Raw genomic sequence first — 635 nt, forward strand, 5'->3', positions numbered from 1 at the left:
TGCGGACGGCCCATACCACCTCTGCACAAAGGAATTCTAAGTTAGGATGTAGTTTCTCCCCCAATTTTGGCGATTTCTCAATGAGCTCTAAAATGGCCTTCCGGTCCGATCCGTATACGGCCAGATGGTCTTTAGCGGCCAAATCCTGGGTAGCCCCGTGAATGGGAAGGTGCCTAGTGGCACATTTCTTTCTAGGCAACTTTCCCAATTTAATTGCCTTCTCCATAGTGTCTTCTGCCATTTTCCGATAGGTGGTCCATTTGCCGCCTGTGATGGTGAGGAGGTGCGAGTTGGAGATTAAGATCTTATGGCTTCTAGATATTTCCTTAGTTTTCTCCGAACCGTCCTGTGGGGCGGCCAAAGGCCTTAAGCCGGCAAAAATGCTGAGGACGTCTTCCCTGCCCACTCTTTTGGTAAGGTAACTGTTGGCAGTTTCAATAATAAAGTCAATTTCCTTATCTAAGGCAATGGGCTCCAAGCTATGATCATCCAAAACCGTGTCCGTGGTTCCCACTAAGACCCTATTGTGCCAAGGGACCAAAAACAACACACGCCCATCATTGGTCTTCGGGATCATAATGGCATCTTCCCCTGGTAAGAACGATTTGTCTAATACTAGGTGGATTCCTTGACTT

Annotated in this window: 1 protein-coding gene; it reads right to left on the reverse strand. The window is 47.7% G+C overall.

Translation table 11 applies throughout. From position 1 onward, the window contains the following. A partial coding sequence (locus F1E73_RS17265; RefSeq protein WP_191089070.1) for an FAD-dependent oxidoreductase occupies window positions 1-635 on the reverse strand: 635 nt, incomplete at both ends.

The sequence above is a fragment of the Arenibacter lacus genome (genome assembly GCF_008711145.1).
GTDB classification, from domain to species: domain Bacteria; phylum Bacteroidota; class Bacteroidia; order Flavobacteriales; family Flavobacteriaceae; genus Arenibacter; species Arenibacter amylolyticus.